Genomic DNA, 20,763 nt, shown 5'->3' with positions numbered 1-20,763 from the left:
GGACACTTTTTGAACTTAAGCGGAAGCACGCAGGAGATTGTAGTGATGGCCAGCTTTACGGCCAATTTATTGGAAGCTTTTCTGGCGGAGGAGCTGCAGGCAGCGGGAATACCCGCCCGGATTACCACAGGGCCTTATAACCAGATCATCAGCCAGTGTATGGACGATGAAAGCGCCTTATACCGGAAGCAGCCGGATGTCCTGCTGGTGTGGACACGGCTGGAGGACATCCTGAGCGGCAAGGATTTCTACCGTCCGGGCAGCCTGGCCCGCTGCAAGCAGGAGATTTCCATGCTGATTGATGCCGTATTGCTCGCCAAAGAGCGGCTCGGCCTGCAGGTCGTCTTCATGCTGCCGGCCATGCTGGAGAACCGGCCGCTCGGCGCCGGGGATTACCAGGTGGCCCGCGGGGCAATGGAGACCTCGCTGCTGCTCCGGGCCTACATGCTGGAGCGGCTGCGTCCGGTCCAGGGGCTCAGTCTGGCAGATGCGGAAGACATCATCCGCCGCTACGGTGCGGAGCGCAGCAGCAATATGGGGATGTATGCCTTCGCCAAGGTGCCGTATGTTAACCGTATTTACAAGGAGGCTGCGGCGCAATTCGCCCGGCTGATCCCGCTTGCCCGGCGGAAGGAACGGCGCATTCTGCTGATGGATGCCGGGGTGCTGCTGTGTGAACCGGATGAGGAGCTGGAAGCTCAGGACCATTCAATCTCGTCTGATGCACTGCTGGATATTGACGGGCTGCGTCTGGCTGACGACGATGCCTACCGGATGTTCCATTCCTATCTGCAGGAGCTCAGAGCCTGGGGAGCGGAACTGGCCTTATGCACCCGTTCCGGTACGGAGCAAGCGGCGCAGATTCTGAGGCAGGGCGGCGTACTGCTGAATCAGGAGGATTTTACATATATCTGTGCAGAATGCGGTTCATTTGACTCAGCCATCGGTCAGTTGGAGACATGCCATGGACTCGCTCGCGGAAACATCGTGGTTCTGGACCCCAGGGAGCTGGGGCTTGCCGCAGGCAGCCAGCTGCTGCTGCCGGAAGATCCGGCGCTGTGGATGCAGACGGTTGAAGCTTCCGGGCTGCTCGATTACCTCCCGGCAGAAGCGGAGTTCTATGAAGATGAGGCTGCGGCAGCGGCAGACGGGGAAGCTGCCGGAACGATGAGCCTCGGGCAATTCCTGCAGTCCATCGCGCTGGAAGTGTCGCTGCAGCCGGCAGACGCTGGCGAAGCCGGCAGCCTGGAGCATTTGCTGCACGGCACCAAGGACTTCAATCTGACCGGCCGCGCCTTCTCATCCGCAGAGCTTGTCGCGTTAATGCAGGAGTCCGGCACGGCAGTCTATGCCGTCCGAATTGCCGACCGTTTCGGGGATTACGGCATAGCGGGCGCGGTGATCGGCACGCACAGCCCGGACGGCTTCACCGTGGACAATCTGCTGCTGAATTGCAGAGTGCTCGGGAAGAACGCCGAGTTCCTGCTGATGAAGCAGCTGGCAGAGACGCTGCAGGGCGGGGGCTGCGCACAAGTGGTCCTGCGTTACGTGCCGAACGGCCGCAACGAAACCGCCGCCCGGTTCCTGGCGAAGCTGACGCATACCGGTCTGCGGCAAATTCTGGCCGGAGAAACCGCCATACTCTCCTGCGGTCTTCTCGCGGATTACGCGGCCGAAGCGCTGTGTCCTGTAGAAGCAGTCCAGGAACCGGAGCCGGCAGCCCCTGGCTTCGACCCGTACGCGTTCATCGCCGAGAGGTGGAACCGCCTGGACTCTGCGGACAGGGAGCAGCTGGAAGCTCTGCGGGGCGATGCTCCGCCGGTCGCCGAAATCATGCACGCCATTGCCCAGTCCAAAGCCCGGACAAGGGTAGGTCTGCAGGCCGATTATATCGAGCCGCGGACCGGCACGGAAAGAATCATTGCCGGGCTGTGGGGAGATATCCTCAACCTCGATAAAGTGGGTGTGCTGGACAATTTCTTCGGGCTCGGCGGTACCTCGCTGATGGCGGCCCAGCTGATTGTGAAGTTCAAGAATGCATTCGGCATCAAGCTGCCGGTGCGGATCTTCTTCGACAGCTCCTCCGTGGAGCAGATGGCGCTTTATATCGACGCCGTCCGCGCCGAGCAGGACAAGGAGGAGCTGAACGAGTCTGCGGTCAGCAATTTCCGTTATAAGACCCGGGAATTCCTGCGCAGCGAGGTGTGGCTCGATGAGAGCATCACCGGATGGACCGGCCTTGGCGTCAAGGGTACCGCTCCAGCCGGGCCATTAGGCGGGCAAGTCGCCGAGAGCAGTGCCGTATACACAGGAAGGCAGGACGGACAGGCTGCCATGAGCAGAGCCGTGCATGAAGCGGCCTGCACCTCCCAATCAGTACAGACCGTGCTGCTCACAGGCGGGACCGGCTTCCTGGGCGCCTTCCTGCTGCAGGAGCTGCTGGAAGTGACCGATTACCGCATCGTACTGCTGGTGCGGACGGCATCGGTGCAGGACGGCCGGGCCAAGGTGGCCGCCAACCTGCAGCGGTACGGCCTGTGGAACGAGGCCTACCACGCGCGGATTGATGTCGTGGCAGGCGACTTGTCCCGGCCGCTGCTGGGGCTGGGCCTGCAGCAGTTTAACGGGCTGGCGGATATCGTAGATGCCATTTACCACGCCGGGGCCATCACCAACTTCCTGGAGCCGTACCGGATAATCAAGGATGTCAACGTCCAGGGCACCCAGGAGATTCTGCGGCTGGCGGCGACCGGCCGGCTGAAGCCGGTGCATTATGTCTCTACGCATTACGTCTTCTCGAATCTGTCACACGAACATGGCTTTGTCGCTTACGAGGATGAGGTTCCTTCGGATGACGAGGTGCTCGTGCTCGGCTATCAGCAGAGCAAGTGGGTCGCCGAACAGATTCTCGCCATCGCCAAGCAGCGGGGTATCCCAGTCAGCATCTATAGAGTGGGGCGTATCTCAGGCTCCAGCGTCAGCGGTGCCTGCCAGACCAAAGACATTATGTGGCTGATGATCAAATGCTGCGTGGAAGCCGGAATTCTGTTCGAAGAGAACGTCAACATCGAATTTATTCCCGTCGACTATGTCAGCCGCTCCATTGTGGCACTGTCGGTGCAGGACTCTTCCCGGAACACGAATTTTCATATTACGGGCAACGGGATGAACAATCTGCATCAGGTCTACGAATGGATGAGCAGTTATGGCTTTCAGGTGGAGAAGATGTCCTACGACCGCTGGAAGGACGAGCTGGTCGAGCGTGCAGCGAATCATCCGGAGCTGAACACGGTGAAGGCCATGCTGCCTTTTATTCCGGAGGATATGGGAGAATGGGACGTGGAAGTGGTCTACGATACCGCCAACCGGGACCGGGGGCTGCAAGGCACGGGAATCGCCTGTCCGCCTGTAGAAGCGGAGATTTTTAGAAAATATCTCGATTATTTTGTAGAAACCCAATATTTTCAATTAAATCACTGAGAACCAGGTACGGCCCGCGTTATACTCATATTGAATTTAGGAGGAACGAAGATGAAAGAAAGGCTTGATGTGGTCAAGGCGAAGAAAATGAGCATTTATACCGGCGGAATGTGGGTCTCCCTGATTATAGGTCTGCTCTATACGGGGATCGGCATTCTGATGCCGCTCGACCCGGCGGAGAAATACCGCGGCACGGAATTCTATGAGCAAATTGCCGCCCATCCGTTCATTCCGCATTTCTGGCGCTATATCTTCGTCGTCATCGGCTTTCTGTCCCTGTACTGGATCAATGCGGCGGTTACCGTCGTACGGACCAAGAGCTACAAATGGGAAGGCCTGTACCGCTGGGTGACCATTCTCGGCTACGGCGGTGCGGCGATGCTCTGCATCGAGTGGATGCGCGAGATTTTTATCATGAAAGTCATGACCCTGTATTCCAGCGGCAACGAAATGTACCGGACAGCGCTTGAGGTTGCGGCGTTCCCGGTCGATCCCGATTTCCTGTGGATGTTCGGCGGCTTCGGCTTATGGTATCTGGTGACTTCACTGCTCGCCAAGGACAGCGGCATCTTCTCCCGCAAGCTGAATATTCTCGGCATTATTGTCGGACTGGATCTGGTTCTGACCATGGTGTTCGCGATGACGGATACGATTATCTACTTTGACGGCGGACAAATGACCGTGATGCAGATTACCGCTCTGCTGGGCGGCATTGCCGGTGCAGTGTACCACATTTGGATGTTCTTCGATATGAAGAAGAATAAAGCGGCCTTTGAAGGCTCAATTCCCACCCTGCTGGAGCCGGAACGTCTGGAGAAATATTCAGCTTAGGACGGGGAGCTTAGCGGTAAGGGTACCGTTGTCTTATTTAATGTAAATATTTTAAATTTATTCAAAAGTCAAGGAGTTCACAGGCGGCAACCGCTTCCCGTCAGGGTGACCGGACAAGTCATCAATGCAGCAGCTCACGGCTGGCTCACCCGGGGACTGCGGGCCCCAATTCAGGCAAACATGGAGGAAACGATGAAACAAGAGGTCAAGCCCTGGTTTTTTTTCAAACGGAAAGCGGACAATTCCGAAATTACATTGCGGTTGTTCATGCTGCCTCCGGCGGGAGGCGATGTGTCCACTTATTTGCGCTGGGAAGAGGAATTGCCGAATGAGGTTGAGCTGGCGCTGGTACGTCTTCCCGGCAGAGGCGCCAGAATAGCGGAACCGGCGTTTGACCGGGCGGAGACTTTGACAGAGGTGCTGGCGGATGAAATCGCTGCTTATACGGACTTGCCTTATGTCCTGTTCGGTCACAGCATGGGCGGACTGCTTGCCTATGAGCTGGTTCAGAAGCTGCATCGCCGGGGCGTACGTCTACCGGAAACGGTGATTATCTCCAGCATGAAGGCCCCGTGTTATATGGATACCTTTACGGAGAGCCTGACCTCTGACGCCAGCGACAAATTATATCTGAAGAGCGACGACGAATTCATCGATACCATTATCGGACTGGGCGGCATTCCGGATGCCTTGATCCGGAACAGGGAATTTCTGCAGCTCATTCTCCCTACCTTCAGACAAGATATGAAACTGTGTGAGACTTATAACCCGGATGAGGCGCTAGCCGTGCCGGTTTCATTTGAAATATACGGCGGCAATAGGGACAGCATTGCGACAAGGGAGGAGCTGGAGGGGTGGCGGCGGTTTACCGGCGGGAATTTTGCGCTGACACTGTTCCAGGGCGGACATTTTTATTTTGCCGATCATCCCCAGGTGGTGCTGTTCCATCTTCGCAACAAGCTGGCTGACATTTGCAGAACGCAGCTTACAGGCAGAACGCATTCTTGAATGGCGCAAATTATGAGCGGAGGGTGAAGGATGAAGGTTATTGAAATCGACAATCTGGTAAAAAAATTCGGCGACCATACCGCCGTGAACGGGCTTAGCCTGACCATTGAGCAGGGCGAGGTCTTCGGTCTTCTCGGACCGAACGGGGCTGGCAAAAGCACAACGATCAATCTGGTGTGCGGCCTGCTGCATGCCACCTCGGGGGACGTGAAGCTGTTCGGCAAGCCGGCGGATGCCGAGAAGAGCAAGCTGGGCTTTGTCCCGCAGAATATTGCCCTCTACGACAATTTCACCGCATACGAGAACGTCAAATTCTTCGGCGAGCTGTACGGCCTGCGGGGCAAGGAGCTGGAGAGCGGGATCGACGAGGCGCTGGAGTTCACCGGCCTCAGCGACGTGCGGCGCAAGAAGGCCAAGACCTTCTCCGGCGGGATGCTGCGACGCCTGAATATTGCCGCCGCCCTGGTACATAATCCGCAGCTCATCATTATGGATGAGCCGACGGTCGGCATCGATCCGCAGTCGCGCAACCACATTCTGAAATCGGTGCAGCGCCTGAACGAGAAGGGCGTTACCGTCGTGTATACCACCCACTACATGGAAGAAGTCGAGACGCTCTGCAACCGCATCGCCATTATCGACCAGGGCAAGGTGATTGCCTCCGGCACCAAGAAGGAGCTGACGGCGCTGATCGACGACAAGAAATCGCTGCATTTCACCGTGGACAATGCCTTTGAGCTGAGCAAGGAGGAGCTGGGCCAGATTGAAGGGGTCATCAATGTAGAGATCGGCGACAACGAGGTTCAGGTCGAATCGCTGAAGGAAGTCGACAACCTGCATGCGATCATGGAATATGTCAGCCATAAACAGGTGAAGGTCCGGGATATCGGCTTCCGGGATGTCACGCTGGAAACTGTCTTCCTGACCTTGACAGGCCGCAAACTGCGCGACTGACGCAGAAGTTAACCGGAAAGGGCGATCCTATGTTTCAGATAATCAAGAAAATTATCCGCAATCAGATCCGCAATCCCAAGTGGTTTCTGTTTCTGCTTATTTTCCCCATCTTCCTGATGGTGCTGATCGGTTCGATTCTGAGCGGGGCCTTCTCCGATAAATCCAATCTGACCATGGTCGATGTCGCGCTGCTCAACCAGTCCGAGGGCATTTCGGCCGAGGTGCTGGATGCGCTGAGCTCGGCTTCGGTGTCGATCGAAGAAGATTACGGCATCCGGATCAACTACACCGATACCTTAGAGGACGGCAAGAGGGAAGCACGGGTCAACAAGAAAGTGTTCGTGCATATGAACAAGGATAAGATGCAGGTGTACGGCAACGAATCGGAGCCGCTGAATACGGCCCGGGTCGTCGCCTTGTTCCGCAGTGTCGCCTGCAGCATCCAGACGGTGAAGGAAGCCTACAAGATCGACGGGGAGAACGCCCTCCAGCTGATCGGTACGGACAACGCCAACTATGAAGTTGCGGTGGAGATGATCCCTTCCGAGAATGCGCTCAGCTCCTACGATTATTACGGCGTGGCGGAGCTGACGCTGATGGTGCTGTACCTGATGCTGATTCCGCTCGGAGACCTGTTCACGGATAAGCGGACCAAGGTGAAGGACCGGATCATGCTGACCGGCCTGAGCCGGGGCAAGTATTATGCGGCTTCTTTGATCGCGTACTCGCTTATTGGCCTTGTTGTATTCATTCCGGCGTTTATTTTCTCAATCACCTATCTCGATGTGAACTGGGGGGCATACCCGCCGCTGATGTATCTGTACATTGTGCTGTTTGCCATCTTCAACGCCGCTCTCGGGATGCTGATCGCCAAGCTGCTGAAGTCCCGCGGCAAAGTCGATGTGCTGCTCTCGGTACTTATTATTCCGATCTTCTCGTTCCTGGGAGGCTCCTATACGCCGTTTCCTTATGACATGGAAGGGACCTTTGCCAAGGTGCTGCTCGTCTCGCCGCTGCGATGGGCTAATATCGGCATCTTCCGCAGCATTTATGCGGACGACAACGGAGTGCTGTTCTTCAGCGCGGCCGCCTTTGCTCTGCTGACGCTGCTGTGTCTGCTTGTAATCATCGTCAAGGACAAGAGGGAGGAGCTGAAGGCATGAGATCCTTTATGGCACTGATCAAAAATAACCTCAGAATCTCCATTCTGCATAAGCCGGTATCCTTCGTGCTGATGACGATCGCGCCGATTATTGTGCTGCTGATTGCCAGTCAGGTGGTCAGCTACTCGAGCAGCTTCGTCAACGTCGGCATCGCCGACGCCGACAAGAGCCGGGCGTCCGAAGCGATCACACAGATTGTCGGCGGGCTGGAGGGCATTGAAGTCTTTTATATGAATGAAGATGAAGTGGAAGCGGCCTTCCAGAGCAATAAGATCAACGTGGCCCTGGTCATTGAAGACGGCTTCCAGCAAGGGCTGCTCGGAAACGAGATTGAGAAGATCCGGGTTATCGGCAACGAAGAGCAGAATGTCTACACCCTGCTGCAGGCCATCCTGAAGAATCATCTGCTGAACCTGCGCAATCTGGGCAAAATCTCGTCGGGCGACGCCGGTGTATTCGAGAACTCCGTGGATAACTATATTGCCACTTCGGAATACGTGGAGAAAACCTCGCTAAACGACCTGTATACGGAGTACAACAACTCGAATATTTTTGTCGGCTTCCTGATCCTGTTCGTCTTCTTCAATTCGTCGATGATCGCCAATGTCATCAACACGGACAGGGAGCGCAATGTGTATGCGCGCATCTTCCTGACGCCGGCCAAGGTGTGGATGTATTACTTGTCCAACGTTCTATGCAATCTGGGCATCGCCGCTTTTCAGATCCTGGTGGCCGTGCTCGGCATGGAATATTTGACGGATTCCTCCATCGGCATTCAGCCCGGTGTGCTGTTCCTGATTCTGTTCCTGACGGCCATGGTCGCCGTAGCGCTGGGCACTTTCTATGTATCCATTACCGAAGAAGCGGATGCGGCCTCGATGATCTCCAATTTCGCCAATCTGCTGATCGTTATTCTGGGCGGCTGCTTCATTCAGGTGGAGCTGTTCCCGAAAGCCATCGATATTATTTCCTACATCTCACCGGCCCGGTGGGCGATGGCCTGCATTCTCGACCTGCAGCAGGGTATGAGCCTGGCCAGCATCGGGGGCAAAACCGTCCTGCTCGGCGTAATGGCAGTAGTCATTCTGCTGATTGCCATCCTCATTACCAGCAAACGCGAGAAGAAATTCCGCAATCTGGCCTGATAGCGCAGCGGCATTTACGAGGGGGGCTGCGGCAGCTTCCGCCAAATGAAACATTTCACACATTGACCGGGAGAGCGGATAGGGTGTTACTCCCGCTTACTAAGGAGTCAGTAATATGAAGAAAATCGTCGCCATCTTTGGCGCACTCAGCACCGTGCTGTTCCTGGCCCATTTGATTGTGGCCTGCATTTATTATCTCGGACTGATGCCGTACAGCTTTATCCATATGACCATTGGCGGAGTCCTGTCCATCACGATGTCCATCCATATGGTGTTTGCGCTTGCCTTGATGGTAAAGAACCGCCAGAGGGACAAGAAGGCCAAGCAGTATCCGCAGCTCAACATGAGCCTGGTTCTGCAGTCGGCCTCCGGGATTTTTACCGGCATCTTTCTGCTGTTCCACATCCTCGTCATTGAGCTGGACAAAGCGCAAACGTTCCAGGGCACGCTCTTCAGCATCCTTTATGTGGCGGTGGAGTTCGGCTTCGTACTGATTGTCGGCCTGCACATGGCGGTCAGTGTGCCGAAGCATTTTATCTCCATGGGAGCGGTCAAGAAGCGCGAGAATTATCCGAAGCTGATGCGCCGCACGCACATTGTGCTGGGACTGATTCTGGCGGTGTATATGGTATCCCAGATCGTGTTCTGGACAGGTCATCCGGTAGCTGCCGGGTAACCGTGGGAATTGCATGAGCGAGAGGAGTGTCAACATTTCATGAACAAGATCGTAATCCTCGGCAGCGGGCTGTCCGGATCGACAGCCGCTTTGAAGCTGGCGATGCAGGGAGCCGCCGTAACGCTGGTCTCGCCTGCTTATGCCGAGCGTTCCCAGTCCGTCATGGCCATGGGCGGCATTAACGCGGCGCTGAATACAAAGGGCGAGGAAGATTCCGTCGAGCAGCATTTTGTCGATACGATGCAGGGGGGCAGCTATCTTGGCGATCCCGAGGCAGTGGACAATCTGGTGCGGATGGCTCCGGGTATCGTGCGCTGGCTGGCCGAGATCGGTGTGAACTTTACGCGGGATGAAGCGGGCCGGGTGGACTTACGGAACTTCGGCGGGCAAAAGAAGAAGCGCACGGCATACGCCGGTGCGCGCACAGGCAAGCAGATCATGGCCGCGGTGATTGCCGGCTGCCGCAAATATGAAGCGGCCGGGACCATTCAGCGCCTGACGGGCTGGCGCTTCCATTCTCTGATCCTGGAGGGGGCGGAATGTGCCGGTGCCGTCATTATTGAGGAGCGGACCCAAGCCCTGCGCAGCATCACGGCGGATGCCGTCATTATGGCAGTGGGCGGACCGAACGGCGTCTTCGGCCATACGACCGGCTCCCGCCTCAACGACGGTTATGCCGCGGGGGCGCTGCTGGCGCAAGGCGTGGAGTTCGCCAACCTGGAGATGGTTCAGTATCATCCGACCACCGTCCTAACTGCGACGAAGCAGATGCTTATTACGGAAGCTGCCCGCGGGGTCGGGGGCAGATTATTCGTAATGAAGGACGGGCAGCCCTGGTACTTCATGGAGGAATGGTATCCGGAACGCGGCGCCCTGATGCCGCGGGATGTCGTCAGCCAGAGCATTTATAAGGTCTGCAATGAGCTTAAGCTCGGAATTGGCGGGGGACAGACCGTGTATCTGGATATTTCCCATCTGCCGAAGGCGGTCATCGATTCGCAGCTGGATGAAGTGGTCACGATTTGCCGGACGTATCTCAATCTCAACCCCTATGCAGAGCCGATCCCGGTATCCCCGGGTATCCACTATTTCATGGGCGGCATCAAGACGGACAAGCATCACCGGACCAATATCGGCCGGCTGTTCGCCGCGGGCGAGTGCTCGGCCCAGTACCACGGTGCCAACCGGCTGGGCGGCAATTCCCTGCTCGGGGCCGTGTGCGGCGGAATGGTGGCGGCGCAAAGCGCCGGAGCGGTGACCGCAGTTGACGGGGCAGCGGCGGATGAAGCCGGACGGAAGGCGCTTGCGGCTGCGGCGGACGAGCTGGAGCGCTGGAAAGGGACGAAGGCTTCCCCGTTATCCGAATATGCGGAGATCCGCAGCGAGCTGTCCACCCTTATGTACGGGTCCATGGGCATTTACCGCAAGGAGCGGGAGCTGCTGGGGGCCCGCAGAAGGTTGGCCGAGCTGGAGCAGCGGGCTGCGGAAGCGCGCCATCCTTACAGCTATTACGAGGACCGTACCTTATACGCCAATCTGCTGCTGGCCAAGGCAATGGTGGAAAGCGCGCTGGAGCGCAAGGAAAGCCGGGGCGCCCACCAGCGGACCGATTTCAGCGAGAAGAACGACCGCCAGTTCAAGAAGCCGACCAATGCACGGGTTGCAGGCGGCAGCATCACCGTGGATTTTGGATAAACGAAATTTAACAGGAGAGGGGCCGGTGGGCAGTGAGTGTCAAGGTGAACATCCGGCGGCAGGAGAGTGCCGACAAGGAACCGTACTGGCAGAGCTTTAAATATTCAGGGGAAAGACATGTATCCGTAGCCACGATGATCGATGCGATCAACCGTGATATCGCGGCTTCCGTTGACAGTGGCGAACGGCCCGTTGAGTGGGAATGCAGCTGTGAACAGGGCTTATGCGGAGCTTGTGCGATGGTGGTCAATGACCGGCCGGGCTTGTCCTGCCAAATGTTCTGCGACGAGCTGCTGCAGGAGCAGCCGGAAATCAGCATCCAGGCGCTCAGCAAGTTTCCCGTCGTCCGCGACCTGGTTGTCGACCGCAGCGAGATGTTCGAGGCGATGAAGGAAATGAAGCTGTGGCTGGAAGCCCCGGCCAAGGTCCGTCCCGCCCATCTGCCGCTGCAATACGAGGTCTCCCAATGCCTGATGTGCGGCAGCTGCCTGGAGGCCTGTCCGAATTACAGTCTGGGTGAGACCTTCACAGGCATGCCGGCGGCGATGTCGGCGCTTAATCTGACTTTATTGAGTGAGAACAAAGCCTATAAGAAGCAGTACACCAAGCGGGTCTACGAGGGCTGCTCCAAATCGCTCGCCTGTCAGGAGGTCTGCCCGATGGATATTCCGATTGTCGAGGCGGTCTCCAAGATGAACCGGATTTCAGTCTGGAGCCTGTGGAACCTGTTGGGCAAGCGGGAGCAGCCGGCCCTGATGGCTGGTGTGGAAGCGGAGTAGAACAGAACCGGGGGAAATAGTCACATCCGTCCATCCTTAGGTGATATGAATCCCTGGTACGGTTCTGCACAAGCCTTATACTGGAAGTATCTTTATAGCAGACAGGAAAGGGCTGAAGGCAATGGACCGTACTGCCGCTTTTTCAAATTCACTGGAAGCTTATTTACATTATACCCGGATGCCCTGGGGGCGCTTGTTCTATGAGACGGCGTGGCACCAGATTGACGGTCTGATGACCGGAGAGAAGCAGACGCTACTGGATATCGGCTGCGGCTTTGGCCTCTCCAGCAATGAGTACAGCAGGCGGGGCTTCCGTGTGACTGGCCTGGAGCCCACCCGGGGAATGCTGGAGCTGGCCGCAGCAGGCGGGCAGCCTGTCCGGTTCATCAACACTTCCTTTCAAGCGGCGGCAGCGGGACTCGGGCGCTATGACCGGGTGTTCTGCCATAACATTCTGGAATATGTGGATGACCCGGCAGGCTTTATCCGCTTGATCGGCGGGTGCCAGGAAGCCGGGGGCTGCCTGTCCCTGATCGCCCACAATCCGGCGGCCAAAGTGCTGAAGAAGGCCATTATGCTTAAGCAACCGGCGGAAGCGCTGGCCGGCATGGGCAGCGATAAAGAGTACAGCGGCATTATCGGCACGGACATTACCGTGTATTCCTGTGAGCAGTTGACGGAATGGCTGCGGGAGTCGGGATATAAGGTAGCCGGGCATTTCGGCATACATAATGTCTACGGATACATCGCAGACAATGAGCTTAAGCATGACGACGCTTGGCATGAACAGATGAAGCAGCTGGAGTTCGGATTGGGCGGGCAAAGCCCGTACAGGGATATTGCCGTATTCACGCATCTTATTGCGAGGAAAGTTGAGTGAGGTTTAATAATAACGGGATCTGGTGTGATTTTTTGCCAGGTCTCTTTTTTATATAGCATCCGTGAGTATTAAGCTATTATTGGTTATCATCTTATAATTCACTGATAAGTGACATAATCGGCATCCATGTACGACTTCTTCTATTAATATTGTTCTAATATAGCGAGCTATATAACGCAGCAAAAAGCTGAAACGAAAGAGAGCTGGCGCTTGAACAGCAACAGTAACGGGGGTAGGTCTTTTGTACAGAAAACAGTTAATTGAGAAATTATGCTTAGGTTTAACTTTGGCCTGGGGGATTGCCGTTTTGCTCTCTTCCCCGGTACAAGCAGAGCAGAAGCAGCGGGACATTGCTGTTGCTGTGGACGGGCAAATGGTGAAGTTATCCACACCGCCGGTGACGATCGCCAATGTGAACTATGTTCCATTACGCGGGGTGCTCGAACGGCTCGGTGTCAGCATCATGTGGGATCAAGGCACGGAAACTCTCCGGGCAGAAAAAGGTGCGCAAAAGCTGGAGTACACCATCGGTCAAAGCTACGCCGAGCTCAATGGGCAAGCACTGTTTTTATCCTCTCCGGGGCTGATCAGAAATGGAACGGTTATGGTCCCGCTGCGGTTTGTCAGTGAAGCCTTCGGGGCAGAGGTGAAGTGGGACGCGGGGACCAGAACCATCAAGATCACTTCCGACGATAAGCTGCTATCCTCCATTTCAGCAGAGCCTACAGGCAATACGGCGGCTAACCTCATGAACAATGGCTACGCGGTTCAGCAGGGAGAGTGGATTTATGGTCTTGAGAATAAAGAGAACGGATATGCGTCAGACAGCAGTGGCGGATACCTGTATAAAGTTAACGCAGCAGGTGGTGACGTTACCCTCTTATTGGCTGAGCAAGCACGTAAGCTGAATATCCGGGATGAGTGGATATACTTTCTTGGCAGCGGTGGCATCTACAAAATCCGGACGGACGGCAGCGGGTTAACAGAACTGGTAGAAGGGGTTTATTCAAGACAGCTAATACTGATGAATAATTGGTTGTTCTATAACACGGATGATGGAATTTACCGCTTGCAGGTTGACCGGGTCAGCGCGCTTCCTATTCGGGTCCTGAAGAATTCGGAGATTGATCAATTCACTGTCTCCCGGGGATGGGTCTATTATTACGGAAATCCCGATGCAGAACATATGGATACGCTAGCCAGGGTTAGAATCAATGGCACAGAATCTGTAACCTATGGCAAATTGGATTATGAAGATATCACGATACATAAAGACTATATTTATGTTAACTATTATGTGGAAGAAGAAAGCAAGATTAAGACCGGGCGGATACCCGCTGAAGGCGGGCCTCTGGAATATCTGCTAACCGCAGACGGGTTTAATATTGCGGGAGATACTCTCTATTACGGTCTGGGATCGATCATTTACCGGAGCGAATTGGATGGAACCGGGAGCAGGGCGGTCGCTAATCTGGAGCATTGGGGCATACCTTTGCGGTTTGTCATGCTGAATGATTCGTTATATTATGAGAAATCGGTGTTCGATGACAATGATCAGTATGCGTCGGCGGTGTATGCGGTCAATATCGCCAGAAAAACAGGAAGAAGTCTCTTTGGAAAAGTGCTCCCTACTGAGAAGAAAGACACCCGCCATCTTTACCCGTATGACGATGATGAGAAAGTACAGCTGGCTGAACGGGTCGCCCGGCAGATCGTGGATCAAACGATTCGTCCTGAGATGACACAGCGGGAAAAGATCAAAGCGTTGCACGACTATGTTGTAGCCAATACGGCATATGACTATGACAACTATTTGAAAGACACGGCTCCGGCAATCTCTTATACTGCTTACGGCGTTTTTGTAGAGCATACAGCTGTTTGTTCAGGGTATGCCCTAGCGATGGACGTTCTACTGGATCTCATTGAGGTGGAGAATTACACGGTTTCAGGGATGGCAGGCGGTGAGGGGCATGCCTGGAATCTTGTTGTGCTGGATGACGGCCATTATCACTTGGATGCAACCTGGGATGATCCTGTTCCGGACACTCCGGGGAGGGTCGGGTACAAGTATTTTATGATTTCTGATGAGCAAATGGCGGCGGACCACGAGTTCGATATGGAGGGCATTGAAGAGTTACTACACCGCCAAGATATGCCGGACGAAACCAAAATTACTTTTGAATAATCCGCACCTGCTTTCCAAACACTGATCCGGCAGAATAAACACCCGCTGCACCGATGCAGCGGGTGTTTAGGTTTGAATTACCGAAATTACAGAATAGAAGCCAGCTTGTCATTCCGGAAGTACAGATAGGTATTGCCGTACACTGCCAGCCCCAGCGAATCATTCGTCCGGTCCGGTTCGCCCCAGGCAAAGAACACTTCCTCAAAGGTCATCCCTACCACGACGCGCTCCTCCTGAATCGCTTTCCACATCTTGTCGTTGATTTTATAGACGGTCCGGGGATTTTTGAAATAGAAATACTGGTCGATCTCCTCTTCAATATCGCCTTCCGGATCGGTTGTCATATAAAATTCCTGGCCATTGGCCCGCCGTACCTGAACCTTCACAGCACTGTGATCCGGATCGGGCAACAAGTTGAGAATGGTGACCTTCTCCATATTTGCGAACGGGCTGTCTTCAATAATCGAATTGTTGACCCAAGCCGCAAGGCCGTAATAAGTGCTCTTCAGGCTTTGCAGGTAAGCATCCGTGTACATAGACTCTGAGCCGTACACCTGATCATCCAGTGTCCAGATGGTGCCGTCCATATGCTGGAGGGTGAACACCATGGTGGAGCCTCCGTCATAGGCCACATCAAGGACCCAGCTGTAATCCGGGAAGCCGAACACATATACCTTCTTCCCTACGGCAAGGCCCATCGTTCCCGGCAGCTTGCTGATGCTGGAGAGCGTAGCATTGCTCTTGGTCTTGCCTTCTTCGGTTGTCCAGAAGAATACTGCTTCGGCGCTTGAAGCATATTTACCTTCAACATTTCCGATCTTCAGCAGTGTCTTGAAGGATACATAATTCGAGTTCTTGTACAGAATCGAATTGGTTGCGTCCAGCTTGGCGGTTCCCTTGCCGCCCGTTAAGGTGACGCCTGCCGAGGTATCGGCAGTGATGCCCGGAATCTGCTGCGCCAGCTTTACCGGGACATAAGTTGAGCCGTTCGCAAGCAGCGATTTGACGGGTGCGATCTGCAGCTTTCCATCGATAAAGGTTGCAAGCTCCGTGTATACCGGTGCCTTCGCAGCTGCAGCCTGCCCGCTTCCGAAAGACAGAAGTACTCCGCTGATAAGCAGGAGCGCCGTAAGCAGCAGCGTCATTTGTTTCTTCATTGAATAATTCCCCCAGTGTGTTAATGTCAGTGCTTTAACACGGATAATAAATGACAGATTACAGTCTAGCAGTTCTAGGTAAAATTTACTACAGAAATGTTCGTGCTCCGTGATACCTTGAGCAGTAACTTGTTCCAGCCGTTTAGAGGGCGTGAGGCCTTATAAGCAATATTCGACAATCTGTGAGCAATTTACAGGACTGACAACTAACATTTATGTTATTATAGCAACAAGCGGGGGCGGACGATGGGCCGTCACCATACTCTTAATCTAGACACACACATCCATAGACTTACAACACGCGCAGCTAGTTACTCTTCCGTAATTTTAGAAGGTTATTCCTGGAGAAGCCCGCTGTGTGCGCGGCTTCTCTGTTTATGTTGGTAACGTTTACAGAGACAATAGGGGGAAAACCATGAAGAAAATACCGATGATGCTACAGCTGGCCTTGATCCTGTTCTGTGTCATGGCCATACCGACGGCTATTCTGACCTGGTACAGCGGCGAACAGATCATTGAGAACTCGGAGAAGGCCATCGGCGAGTCCTCGCTGGCCGGGCTGAACGCCAACCGCAAGTTAAATGAGAATGCGCTTGCAAACCTGGCGCAGGATACAGCGCGCCTGGCGGCAACCAATGTATTCGAAAGCATCCGCAGCTTCGCGACCTACAATGAAGTGAATTCCACTTACAACAATGTCAGCAAGGCTTTGTCTGTATTGGATGAACTTCGGAACCTGAACCGCCGGGTGGATGGTGTGAATTCCTCGTACTTTTATTTGAATAACTCGGATTATGTCATTTCTACAGATAATGGCGTCACGACGCTGGAACGGTATGAGCCGATCGAATGGACCACGGAGGCGCTCGCCGGCCAGAGAGGGATCAGCGGTGTATGGGTCCCCCGCAAGCTGGAATCGGGTGAACATGTCGTATCTTATGTCTATCCGCTGAACCGCCTCTCTTCTCCTACAAGCGGATTAATCGTAGTTAATATGGAAGAAAGCCAGATTGGAAAATATCTGGATACCCCGGAGGTTGCCGGAAGCAGCTCCCTGCTGCTGGGCCCTGACGGTAAAGTGATTTCTTACAGTGACAAGTCGCTGCTGCTCACGGACGGCTTTGAGCTGCCCTTCGTCAAGGAAATGCTGACCCAGGGAGATGCGGAGGGTTATATCTTCCGTGAACTGGACGGGAAGCGGATGGTTTATGCGTGGAGCCGCTCGGCCTTATCCGGCTGGTGGAATGTCAGCTGGAGTTCCATGGATGAGCTGATGAGCGAATCACGGGAAATGCAGGGAAATATTATTTTGCTGACCGGAGCCATTATTTTGCTGGGGACGGTGCTGGCCGTCGTTATTGCGACCTGGCTGTCCAGGCCGCTCCGGCAACTCGTGCGGACGATACGCTCAAAGAGCGATTTGGAGGTCGCAGGCAGAAATGAACTGGCCTTCCTGGATACGGCGTTCAAACGGATGCAGGAGGAAGAGGAAGGGCTGTTCCAGCTGCTGCAGGAGCGCGAGCAGGATACCCGGAGCTTCGCTGTGCACCGGCTGCTGCGCGGAGAGCTTCCGCCCCGGCTGGCAGAGGTGTTTCCGGAAGCGTATTACAAAGTGGTTGTGGTCTCCATTGACCAGTACAGAAGATATGTCGGCAATACCAATGTGGAGACACGCAGCTACCACCGGTATCTGCTTAACACAAAGTACGAAAGCTTGTTCCCTGAGGGAATTGTGGCGCATTCTGTCTATCATACCGACGGTTGTATGGTCATTGTGCTGAATTTTGCCCAGGATGAGCAGGAAGATAAGCATGAGCTGATCCACCGGGCGCTGGAGATGATCGGGGATGAGTCGTCTGCGCTGCTGGGACATACCGTCACTGTCGGAGTCAGCGATGTGGCGGATGCTCCCGAGATGGTTGCCGAGCGGCTGTTCGAAGCCATGGAATTAATAAAGCAGCGGATCATCAACGGCGCGGGAAGCATTATGTACTGGCAGGATGAAGAAGAGCACAGCCACAAATATATCGATACGGAAAGCAACGAACGGCGGATACTGAATTTCCTTGATGCCGGCGATCTGGATGGCATTTATAAGGAGCTTCAGACGATCCGCTGCCTGATCAGCGCCGAGAAGCATATTTCCTACGATAATATTATGTTTATTTACCATCAGCTGATGGGGGCGACCATTAAGCATCTGCGCGAGAACCATATTGCAACCGGAAGAATGATTATGGGTAAAGGCGATATATACACCATATTGGCCGGAATGGATACGCTGGATGAGCTGGAGGAATACTTGCGCGATATTTTCCGGGAAATTATACAGAACCTGGACCATAACACCACGGAGATCAATCATGGCGAACGGATCGTTCAATATTTAAAGGATCATTACCGCGAAGAAATTGTTCTGAAAGATATGTCCAATGAATTCGGCATCAGTTATTCCTATATGCGCAAGGTTGTCTATGACCTGACCGGCAAAAGCATGATTGATTATCTGAACCAGCTGCGGATCGAGAAGGCCAAGGAGCTGCTGCTGGATACCGACCTGACGATTAAACAAATTGCCACAGAAGTTGGCTATTATAATGTGCAAAGCTTTAACCGGTTCTTCCGCAAGTATGAAGGGATGCCGCCAAGCAGCTATAAATCGGCCAAGAGCAAGAACACTTAGAGGTCGGCTTTTGACTGATTCCGTCATAGAACGGATTAAATAAAACGTTTTCACCTATCAAAAATGATTATTCAGCTGCGGAAAAAGTCTATGAAACCGCATTCCTGTCAGTTTTGATAGAGGGCAGCATTACTCATGGTTTTCAAATCCTCCCGCTCAGGATAGCATAGAACTCAAGCCGGCTAACGTGACCGGCACCGAGAAACTTAGTGGTGTAGGAGGTGAGATTATGAAAGTTGCAAACGCTTCAAAGACCAATCACAATGCTCTATTAAGAAAGCAAGAGGGGCCCCTGTACTTTTTAAAGCGGGACTGGCAACTCTATTTGCTGGTAGCCATTCCGCTGGCTTTTGTAATCGTATTCAAATACTTGCCGATGACCGGACTTGTAATCGCTTTTAAAGATTACAAGATTGCCAGAGGCTTCTGGGGCAGCGAATGGGTCGGGTTCCAAATCTTCCAGGACATCTTTGCCAAGCCTGATTTCACCCGGGCCGTCCGCAACACGCTGCTGCTAAACATTCTTGATCTCATATTCAGCTTCACGATGCCGATTATCCTGGCCTTGATGCTGAATGAAGTGAAGAGTGTCAAATTCAAACGTGCGAACCAAACCCTGCTGTATCTGCCGCACTTCCTGTCCTGGGTCATTATCGGGGCGATTGCGTATCAGCTCCTCAGTGAAGGAAGCGGTGTCGTCAACAACGTCATTGAATTAATGGGCGGCAACCGGATACCGTTCCTTCAGGAGGATACCAACTGGCTGATCAGCTATCTGGCCATCGGGGTATGGAACAGTATGGGCTGGGGGACGATTATTTACCTGGCGGCAATGAGCGGTATTAATCCGGAGCTCTATGAAGCGGCCACCGTAGACGGAGCCGGACGCTGGAGAAAGGTATGGAATATTACGGTGCCTTCGATCCGTGCGACGATCGTCACGCTGCTGATTATGAACCTGGGCAAAATCATGGAGGGTTCCTTCGAACGTATCTATGCCTTGCAGAACAAAGCCACCACAGAATTTACAACGACCATACCGGTTCTGGTGTACCGCTGGGGGATTGAATCCGGTAATTTCAGCCGGGCAACGGCGGTAGGATTGTTCCAATCCGTTATCGGTATAATTCTTGTAATAACGGCAGATCGCGTGGCTAAGAAGCTCGGCGAGGATGGAATACTTTAGAAAGGAGCGAAACCATGAAAGCATCAACCGGCAACTCTGCCGCATTAAGTAAGAATCGTCCGGATATTTGGGAATTGCTGATCCGCATTGTTATCGTAATCTTCTCGCTGATATGCTTGCTGCCATTCCTGCATGTCGCGGCGAAATCCTTCAGCTCGGACTCTTTCGTTATCGCCAATAAGGTGTTTCTGTGGCCGGAAGGTTTTACGATTGAGGCCTATAAGAAGATTTTCGCGGATGCCAGTATTCTCCGGTCGCTGTATGTCTCGGTTCTCGTAACCGTACTGTTTACCATTCTGGGGATGTTCCTGACCATTTGTGCCGCTTACCCGTTGTCCAGAGCGCAGTTCAAGGGCCGGAGAGTCATCACCTTCATCTTTCTGTTCACGATGTACTTCAGCGGCGGCATTATCCCGGACTACATGAACATTAACAATCTGGGACTGCTTGATACGATATGGTCACTGGTTCTGCCGCTTTCGTTCAGCGTCTTCAACCTGCTGATTATGAAGACCTCTCTAACGAGCAGTATTCCGGTCAGCCTGGAAGAATCTGCGCGCATCGACGGCGCCGGGCATTTCCGGATTCTATGGAGCATCGTCCTTCCACTCTCCAAACCGATTATCGCGACCTTGTCGCTCTTCTACGCGGTTGGCCGCTGGAATGCTTATCAGGATGCCTTGTTCTACATCAAGCATGCGACCGAACTCCGGCCGCTGCAGCTTAAGCTGTATTACCTGGTTATCCAGGCTACAGAAAGCTTCCAGATGGAAGCGACTACAGTTCAACTGAGTAATCCGGAAGTATTGAAAGCATCAGTTGTCGTATTTGCCACTCTGCCTATTCTCTGCATCTATCCATTCGTCCAGAAATACTTCGTACAGGGCGTTATGCTCGGGGCAGTCAAGGAATAGCCGCAGGCTCCACAAGCAGTGTTATTA

Annotated in this window: 15 protein-coding genes; 14 read left to right on the top strand and 1 reads right to left on the bottom strand. The window is 54.0% G+C overall.

The features are described from left to right. The first annotated feature begins 9 nt into the window (after nt 1–9). The 11 genes from F1381_RS00265 (at nt 10) to F1381_RS00215 (ending at nt 14,796) form a co-directional block, all read left to right on the top strand. Nucleotides 10–3,480, top strand: a complete 3,471-nt coding sequence (locus F1381_RS00265) for a thioester reductase domain-containing protein (protein ID WP_151732832.1) — start codon at nt 10–12, stop codon at nt 3,478–3,480. A 51-nt stretch (nt 3,481–3,531) separates the two neighbouring features. Next, a complete protein-coding gene (locus F1381_RS00260) occupies nt 3,532–4,311 on the top strand; it encodes a hypothetical protein (RefSeq protein ID WP_151732831.1) in 780 nt (259 codons plus the stop codon). A gap of 192 nt (nt 4,312–4,503) precedes the next feature. Beyond that, the gene (locus F1381_RS00255; protein ID WP_187355117.1) at nt 4,504–5,319 is read left to right on the top strand and encodes a thioesterase II family protein; all 816 of its coding nucleotides are present in this window, start codon (nt 4,504–4,506) and stop codon (nt 5,317–5,319) included. Between the two features lie 30 nt (nt 5,320–5,349). Then, a complete protein-coding gene (locus F1381_RS00250) occupies nt 5,350–6,273 on the top strand; it encodes an ABC transporter ATP-binding protein (RefSeq protein WP_151732829.1) in 924 nt (307 codons plus the stop codon). 29 nt (nt 6,274–6,302) lie between these two features. Next, entirely contained in the window at nt 6,303–7,436 is a 1,134-nt protein-coding gene (locus F1381_RS00245; protein ID WP_151732828.1) for an ABC transporter permease, read from the top strand. Then, entirely contained in the window at nt 7,433–8,581 is a 1,149-nt protein-coding gene (locus tag F1381_RS00240; protein ID WP_151732827.1) for an ABC transporter permease, read from the top strand. Before F1381_RS00245 ends, F1381_RS00240 begins: the two co-directional genes overlap by 4 nt. Nucleotides 8,582–8,696: 115 nt before the next feature. After that, complete coding sequence (locus tag F1381_RS00235) at nt 8,697–9,257, top strand: hypothetical protein (protein WP_151732826.1); 561 nt, start codon at nt 8,697–8,699, stop codon at nt 9,255–9,257. A gap of 39 nt (nt 9,258–9,296) precedes the next feature. After that, nucleotides 9,297–10,952 carry an FAD-binding protein gene (locus tag F1381_RS00230; RefSeq protein WP_151732825.1) on the top strand — a complete coding sequence of 552 codons (1,656 nt, stop codon included), beginning with the start codon at nt 9,297–9,299 and terminating at the stop codon, nt 10,950–10,952. A gap of 32 nt (nt 10,953–10,984) precedes the next feature. Beyond that, nucleotides 10,985–11,731, top strand: coding sequence for a succinate dehydrogenase/fumarate reductase iron-sulfur subunit (locus tag F1381_RS00225; RefSeq protein WP_151732824.1), 747 nt, complete (start codon nt 10,985–10,987; stop codon nt 11,729–11,731). A 121-nt stretch (nt 11,732–11,852) separates the two neighbouring features. After that, a complete protein-coding gene (locus tag F1381_RS00220) occupies nt 11,853–12,611 on the top strand; it encodes a methyltransferase domain-containing protein (RefSeq protein WP_151732823.1) in 759 nt (252 codons plus the stop codon). A gap of 241 nt (nt 12,612–12,852) precedes the next feature. Next, entirely contained in the window at nt 12,853–14,796 is a 1,944-nt protein-coding gene (locus F1381_RS00215) for a stalk domain-containing protein (protein ID WP_151732822.1), read from the top strand. 86 nt (nt 14,797–14,882) lie between these two features. On the opposite strand, the gene F1381_RS00210 is transcribed toward F1381_RS00215, so the two are convergent. Continuing rightward, nucleotides 14,883–15,953, bottom strand: a complete 1,071-nt coding sequence (locus tag F1381_RS00210) for a hypothetical protein (protein WP_151732821.1) — start codon at nt 15,951–15,953, stop codon at nt 14,883–14,885. A gap of 415 nt (nt 15,954–16,368) precedes the next feature. Here F1381_RS00210 and F1381_RS00205 point away from each other — a divergent pair, with 415 nt between their 5' ends. The 3 genes from F1381_RS00205 (at nt 16,369) to F1381_RS00195 (ending at nt 20,736) form a co-directional block, all read left to right on the top strand. Continuing rightward, nucleotides 16,369–18,636, top strand: a complete 2,268-nt coding sequence (locus F1381_RS00205; protein ID WP_151732820.1) for an AraC family transcriptional regulator — start codon at nt 16,369–16,371, stop codon at nt 18,634–18,636. 229 nt (nt 18,637–18,865) lie between these two features. Beyond that, the gene (locus tag F1381_RS00200) at nt 18,866–19,822 is read left to right on the top strand and encodes an ABC transporter permease (RefSeq protein ID WP_151732819.1); all 957 of its coding nucleotides are present in this window, start codon (nt 18,866–18,868) and stop codon (nt 19,820–19,822) included. Nucleotides 19,823–19,836: 14 nt separating this feature from the next. Beyond that, complete coding sequence (locus F1381_RS00195) at nt 19,837–20,736, top strand: carbohydrate ABC transporter permease (RefSeq protein WP_151732818.1); 900 nt, start codon at nt 19,837–19,839, stop codon at nt 20,734–20,736. Nucleotides 20,737–20,763 lie beyond the last annotated feature (27 nt).

It is taken from the genome of Paenibacillus tengchongensis (assembly GCF_008973665.1).
In the GTDB taxonomy this organism is placed as follows: Bacteria; Bacillota; Bacilli; order Paenibacillales; family Paenibacillaceae; genus Paenibacillus_AQ; species Paenibacillus_AQ tengchongensis.
This window is presented reverse-complemented; position numbering and strand designations above follow the sequence as displayed.

Coding starts and splice junctions, on each gene's coding strand:
- F1381_RS00260 (WP_151732831.1), top strand. CDS start 3,532: ATGAAAGAAAGGCTTGATGTGGTCAAGGCGAAGAAAATGAGCATTTAT.
- F1381_RS00255 (WP_187355117.1), top strand. CDS start 4,504: ATGAAACAAGAGGTCAAGCCCTGGTTTTTTTTCAAACGGAAAGCGGAC.
- F1381_RS00250 (WP_151732829.1), top strand. CDS start 5,350: ATGAAGGTTATTGAAATCGACAATCTGGTAAAAAAATTCGGCGACCAT.
- F1381_RS00245 (WP_151732828.1), top strand. CDS start 6,303: ATGTTTCAGATAATCAAGAAAATTATCCGCAATCAGATCCGCAATCCC.
- F1381_RS00240 (WP_151732827.1), top strand. CDS start 7,433: ATGAGATCCTTTATGGCACTGATCAAAAATAACCTCAGAATCTCCATT.
- F1381_RS00235 (WP_151732826.1), top strand. CDS start 8,697: ATGAAGAAAATCGTCGCCATCTTTGGCGCACTCAGCACCGTGCTGTTC.
- F1381_RS00230 (WP_151732825.1), top strand. CDS start 9,297: ATGAACAAGATCGTAATCCTCGGCAGCGGGCTGTCCGGATCGACAGCC.
- F1381_RS00220 (WP_151732823.1), top strand. CDS start 11,853: ATGGACCGTACTGCCGCTTTTTCAAATTCACTGGAAGCTTATTTACAT.
- F1381_RS00210 (WP_151732821.1), bottom strand. CDS start 15,953: ATGAAGAAACAAATGACGCTGCTGCTTACGGCGCTCCTGCTTATCAGC.
- F1381_RS00205 (WP_151732820.1), top strand. CDS start 16,369: ATGAAGAAAATACCGATGATGCTACAGCTGGCCTTGATCCTGTTCTGT.
- F1381_RS00200 (WP_151732819.1), top strand. CDS start 18,866: ATGAAAGTTGCAAACGCTTCAAAGACCAATCACAATGCTCTATTAAGA.
- F1381_RS00195 (WP_151732818.1), top strand. CDS start 19,837: ATGAAAGCATCAACCGGCAACTCTGCCGCATTAAGTAAGAATCGTCCG.